The 6370-nt window shown below is 30.0% G+C and carries 5 protein-coding genes and 1 pseudogene; 2 read left to right on the top strand and 4 right to left on the bottom strand.

The annotated features are described in order from the left end of the window. The 4 genes from LS81_RS10235 to LS81_RS12380 all read right to left on the bottom strand — a co-directional run. Positions 1–662: DNA adenine methylase (locus LS81_RS10235; RefSeq protein WP_201798953.1), on the bottom strand; the 662-nt coding region annotated here is incomplete at its 3' end. After that, entirely contained in the window at positions 655–2547 is a 1893-nt protein-coding gene (locus LS81_RS10230) for an AlwI family type II restriction endonuclease (protein ID WP_034346656.1), read from the bottom strand. The genes LS81_RS10235 and LS81_RS10230, both read right to left, overlap by 8 nt. A gap of 7 nt (positions 2548–2554) precedes the next feature. Next, positions 2555–3244: a DNA adenine methylase gene (locus LS81_RS10225; RefSeq protein WP_267892500.1), complete on the bottom strand. Its 690-nt coding sequence runs from the start codon at positions 3242–3244 to the stop codon at positions 2555–2557. Then, complete coding sequence (locus LS81_RS12380; protein WP_034346654.1) at positions 3220–3486, bottom strand: DNA adenine methylase; 267 nt, start codon at positions 3484–3486, stop codon at positions 3220–3222. Before LS81_RS12380 ends, LS81_RS10225 begins: the two co-directional genes overlap by 25 nt. A 193-nt stretch (positions 3487–3679) precedes the next feature. On the opposite strand from LS81_RS12380, the pseudogene LS81_RS12155 reads away from it, so the two are divergent. Together LS81_RS12155 and LS81_RS10215 are read left to right on the top strand one after the other, a co-directional pair. After that, positions 3680–3820, top strand: a pseudogene (locus tag LS81_RS12155) (alpha/beta hydrolase); the annotation flags it as partial. Between the two features lie 542 nt (positions 3821–4362). Next, complete coding sequence (locus tag LS81_RS10215; RefSeq protein ID WP_034344495.1) at positions 4363–6234, top strand: DUF1561 family protein; 1872 nt, start codon at positions 4363–4365, stop codon at positions 6232–6234. The last annotated feature ends 136 nt before the right edge of the window (positions 6235–6370 follow it).

Genomic DNA, 6370 nt, shown 5'->3' with positions numbered 1-6370 from the left:
GGTGGATCGATAAAGGCTATATCTATTTTCCTTTGCTGTTTAATAAAATCTTTAACAAGTTTATTTGAATCTTTTCTAAAAATCTCTATTTTAGATTCTGTTCTAATTGGCTCTATAAGCAAGAACTTAAATCTATCTTGCAAGGTTATATTTTTACGATAGGCATCATAATGTCCCACCGTATTTGCTACTCTATCAAGGCTATATAAAAGGCTAGAGAGCAAAATGTAATATTCCTTTGTGTTTATTTGGTCAGATTCTTTTAGGTTTTCTATCTCTTCTCGTATTACACCTATTTTCATCGAATCTTTTAGGCTAAAAAATTTATCTCCAAAATTTGATGAATAATAATTTTGTGCTTTAGTATCTATTGTATTAAAAGCATTGACTAGCTTTTCTAACGTGTCTTTACTAAAAGCTTCTTGCTTAAAAAATCCCTGATAAATTACATAGTTAGAATGCAAAAAATCATTAATAATAAATTGATTGAAATGTGGCTTTTTTAAAAAATACTCACTCACAACCCCAGTGCCACCAAAAACATCAAAAAAGCTTAAATTATTATGCTTTGTATAATCAAAGCTTTGCTTTAATGCGTAATCTATAGAATCTAAAAGCTTTGTTTTAGCACCTGTATAGCGACGAGATGAGAGGTTAAGCATTAATTAAACCTTTTATAAAAGGAGCTATTTCATTGCTATACCATTTACTTCCCCAAGTATTTTTACTATTTAAAAGTTCATAAAAATGCTTTAACAACTCATTATACGTATAATTTGTTTTCAAAATTGTTTTTAAATCATCTACGCTTAAAGGTAAAATTTTCATTCCACAAATAAAGCTTGTATCATTTTCATAATAACATGTAAGCCTACTTCTGAAATCATTTAATACATTTTTATCCAAATATGGAGCAACAAAAATACCATAGCTTTGATCTTGTGTTTTTGTTTCCAAGCTTAGTAATAAATTCCCTAAATGCCTTGAAACACTTTCCATTTCTGCTCTTCTTTGATTTGTTTTTTCTGTTAAAGTTACTTCTATTATTAAATAATGATTGTTATAACGATATACAAAATCTGCATTACCGCCTATTGCATGACTTTTTGGTAACATTTCAGAATCTAGGCTTAATCCAGCTTCTAAGATTCTATTCTTATTAAAATTATCAATATAACACCAAGCGATTGCGATAATATATTCAAAAATAGTAGGAATAGTAACTTCCGTAGTTACTAGATTAAAGATTTTTTCATCATTATTTCTATCGTTAAAAAGAGATAATATCTCACAAATTTTATCTTTGGAAAATTTCTCTTTTAATAAAACATCTAGTTTTTGATTATCTAAATTTGCTTTATAGTTACTTAAATCTTTAGGATTTTTAATATCAAATTCTTCTAATAAAGATTTCATTTCACTATCATTAAAATAATTACTTAGCATATCTTTTGAAATAGCGTTTTGCGCTATTGTACTCAAAATAACTTCACTTTTAGAATGCTTTAAAATAATTTTAAAAATAATGCTGACACTCACACAATCCTTACTAAAATCAAAGATACCCGTAAGCTTTAAGTGTCTCTTATTCAAATCTAAATAATCATCTAAGTTTGATTGTATTTTGCTTGTAGCAATAAATCTAAAAAATCTCTTGCCAAAACTTAAAATATCACCTTCGCAAAAGTGTGATAATTGCTCGATTTTGTCATCTATTTTTGTTTTATAACAGATATAGCCTAAATAAAGTTCTTTAAAGCGTTTATATTTTGTATCTTTTGATTTTAAAAAGCCATTTAAAATAGCCTTGTTGTTGCTTTGTCTAAAATCTAAAAAGACTTTAAGAGCTTCAATAATATCTTTTGCACTTTTATCACCTTTTGCTGTTGTGAAGTATTTTGTATCTAGAGAATCTTTTTGTAAATCTTTTAGAAAAGATTTCAAATCATTTTTAAAATTCTGATTGTTATTCAAAATTTCATTAATTATATTTCCATTTCTTACACTTTTGCAAAAAGATTCCGTGTTTTCACAATTATCAATAAGTGGCAATAAATAAAAAATATCTTTTGTTAATGAGCCTTCAAAATAACGAAAAACTTTTATATATTTTGAAAACAAGTCTTTTACGTTATCTTTTTGAAACAAGAAACTAGATTTAAAAAAAAATAGTGAGATTAAATCAATTTGTAGAAAATCGTTTATTTTCTTGTAGCTTTGATTTTCTATTAAGCTTAAAAGTTCATATCCTTGTTTCGTAATTAGCTTTTCTTTTCTTTTGATAAGCCCATAATTCTCAAGCGGAGCTGATTTAACCCTCGCATCTTTTGTACCAAGATGTGTAATTTTATTTTTTGATTTTAAAAGATTATGTTGTTCTAGAAGTTCTAAGTAGCGAATCTGTAGCTCTGAATCATTACTCCAAATATCATTCTTAGAAGCATTTTTAAAAAGCTCATCAAATAAGATAAGTTGTGTTTCAAAATTATAAAGCAAATTTTTTACTCTATTGCTTGTATTGCCAAAATAACTATATTTTACTTCCATAATATCCCTAATAATTTGTAATTAACACTTCTTTAGATTCTATTCTTTTAGTTTGATAGTTACAATTTTTATAGTGAAAATCCAAATTATGCACTTTTAAATGCGTGTTAGAATCTAACCATTTTTGAAGCAATACATGATCTATTCCTTTATGAAAAAGAACATTAGAAAATGCAAATCTAATCCCATTAGAATCTAATCTTTGCATAAAATCATACAAATCTTTTTCTTTTTCCTCACTCCATAATCCATTTTCATTATAGCTTGCACAACTTAATAAATAAGGTGGGTCAATATACACAAAATCATCGCATTTAAGCTTTGAAATATCAAAATTAACAAAATCAATGGAACTAAATTCTATATTTTTATTTTTCAGTGTATTTACAAAAATTTTTAGCTTTTCTTGCATATTTTTATTGAAGTCTCTTTTGCCACAAGGTAAATTGAAAGCACCTTTAGAGTTAAATCGTATTTGATTGTTAAAGCTAAAAATGAGCAATACAAAAAGCTCTATCGGATTTTTATTTTTATTATAAGATTCTTTTAGTTGAGTAAATCCGGTTTTATTATAACTTGATAGCCCATTAGCACTATCGCAATCATAATATTCATAGCCTAGAATATCACTTTTTGAAAGATTAAATTTATCTATGATGTAAAATATAGAATCTAAAAGATTTTCATAGTCTTGCATTTGAAAAAGTTTAAAGATATTAATAAGTTCGCTTTGTTTGTCATTGAGAATATTTTTTTAGCATTGATATTAACCCCGACACTTCCACCACCACAAAACAGGTCAATAGCTGTATTGATATTATTTGGAAATAGTGGCAAAATAAATGGCAATAGCTTAAATTTTGAACCAGTATAATTAAACGGTGAATTTATAAATGCTGTTTTGTTATATATACTACAATCTAACAAGCTTTTTTGCATAAGTCAAACACTACCCTTTTTAGTTTTTGCTATTGTATAACACAAATGTTGATAGTCATGTTAAAGACTTATTTTTTATCACTTTTTCTATAATTTTCTCTTGACTTAGAGCTACTCTCATCTTTTATACTTGCAAAAAAATATGGGAGCAAAGATGAGAAGTAAGTTATTAAGTGCTATATGCAGTATATCTATGATGTTTGGTTTTGCAAATACATTACAAGCAAAAGAGACTTGGGATAAGGTGTTTAAGCCTAGTAATAAGGTAGAGATTCAAAAGGTAAGCTTTACAAATCGTTATGGCATTACTTTGGTTGGGGATTTGTATATACCCAACAAATAATATTGGTGCTATATGTAAGGATTTATTTGCAGTATTTATCCCAATTCTTGTATTAATTTAATAATATTTGGTTGCCACATTTCTTGGTGCTTCTCAATTATATGAAAGTAAGTTTTTGTTGCATTTTGTTCTAGTTTGAGATACAAGTTGCATACCAATTATGATTATATTGACATAAACCATATATTTTAGAATATAATAATAATATCCATTTTAATAGATGGAGATGATTTTTTATTGTATATGTTAGTAAAAGATATTTTTGATAGTCAGAGCAAAATAAAAGACGTGTGTTTGATAACTTGGAGAAAAACGTAATTGATTCTAAAATAGCATTATATTGATTATAGCTTCACTTATCATAACAATATATTGGGGAATCTGGTAATAGGATACCTCGTGTCATTTGCATAGGAATTGCTTAAAGAAATGGATAAATTATCTATTTCTTTGAGATTTTAGTCAAGAAGAAACTGCAAACATTATATCCTGTGTACATGTGGATATAATGGATTTTATAGAAAGGATTGCATTTGAAAATACTGTTAATTGTGATGTTTTTATCATCATTGGGATTACTTAACGCAAGTACTATAAAGCCTACTGATAAGCCAAAAGACACAAAAATACAAGTCATAGTGGATGGCAGGGAATATTGTTACTCTCCAGTATTTACGCAAAATGAAGGCTATGTGTATATCGCATACTGCTCTCATGCTAAACCTGCAAGGTATGATGTGTTTGAACGCATTGGTTTTTATATTAATAATACATGGCTTTGTCTTTCTGCGCCAAGCCATGTAACAGGCTATGATGATGAAGAGACTGCCAGTTGGGATTATCTCAAATTACGTCCTTGTGCAATTAATGATAAAAATCAACGATGGACCATAAAAGATAATATGCTTTATACAGCAGATTCTCGTTTTCAAGTCGTGCATACAAAATGGTATGCTGCTATAGCAAAGAATACTTCAGGCTTTTATACCCATAGATTACACAACTCTATGAGCGAATGGATTAAGACAATTGCTCAACCTATGAATCTTACTATTAAAACAATTCTTGCTTGGACATTTGTAGATTCAAGCTCTTGGTCACTGTATTACTTACAAAATAATTCTTCCTATGCAGGCATTGGCGCACTCAATTATCTCTATTATAATCCAGAAAATGGACATATTGCTCAGTATTATAATACAAGCGGATCACTTTATTGCATGCAAAGTAATCAGAGTAAATCTCAAGATTGGAATTGGGTGAGTTGGAAGTATTGCGATGATACAGTCCCACGCAATAGAGATTCTATGTATTGGGAGCCATTTTTACTTGCTGATAATGAAGGTATGCTTAAAGATTATTTAGGCAATCTCTTAACCATTACGCAATATGGATCGCGTTGGGGTGTGCCATATACAATCAAACCTAGCTATGATAGTACGACAAATAGTCCAAAATCCACTTTCGTCTTTGTGAGAGATATGGATTATTACAACAGAATCTCATTTGGGAATTTGGGGGATAATTTAGAGTATTGCCCAGCACCTGGAAAAGAATCTAATCGCACTAAACGTACCTTACCCCCTCAGTTTTCACTCACACGAGAATGGATTGATAGGTTATATGCCATTGCTACAACGTCAAACGTAGAGGAGAGGGGGCTTATAGGGATTTGTGGTGTATGCTTACTACAGAGTTATCAAATGATAGCAGAAATGCAGGAATATCCATTTGGCTCACCGCCAAGTAATAGAGGTTATTTCTTTGATATAGCATTCCATCAAAATCCTTTTAATTCTTTTTCTAGTCGCTTTCCGTTGTTAGCCCAGAGATTGCAAGATTCTATGCGGTTTTTTGATCTGCCTTATTTGCAAGGTGAAAATCGCCTTAGCCGCTATCGTAGAAGTCTTTATGCTATGAGTCTTGCAATGTTGCCACAATATCAATGGTATATTGTGAATTTTACAGATGAAAGAGATTCTATGCGTAATATGATACATAGCCTTTTTTCTTACCAACATGGTGCCCTTTTTATGTATGTTGTAGTGAGGAGTGATGCTAGTGGGACGAGACGCACTGCTCATGCAGAGCCTATTTTACGCACAGAAAATGGTTTAGTTATCATACCAACAAACGCACCAAACCATACAAGAGAGCAATTTGAAGCCTTATTGCAGCCTATAAGCTCTGTAGATGAGGTTATGCGACGTTTAAGTCTTGATGGCACACGCACGATATATTCACTTGGAATCTATCAAATATCAGGCATTCATGAAAACCCATTTAATACAATGATTACACAAAGTAATTGCAGCGGAGATGGAGAGCATAGAAGAGGCGATAGAGGAATATTTTCTAGTACACTTATTAATCAATGTGCTAGTGGGAGATGCTCACTACAATAGGGGTTAGGGTTGTAATAGGGGGTCAAACTAATACTACACTCCAATGCTTTTAAGACATCTTTTTGCTGCAATATTGTATGATTGTAATTTTGCATATTAGCTCTTTGTAATATCTGCTTAGGTTTAAAAGGCAAGA

Source organism: Helicobacter trogontum, from assembly GCF_000765905.2.
In the GTDB taxonomy this organism is placed as follows: Bacteria; Campylobacterota; Campylobacteria; order Campylobacterales; family Helicobacteraceae; genus Helicobacter_A; species Helicobacter_A trogontum.
Note: the sequence above shows the minus strand (reverse complement) of the source record. Positions and strands in the feature narration are given on the sequence as shown.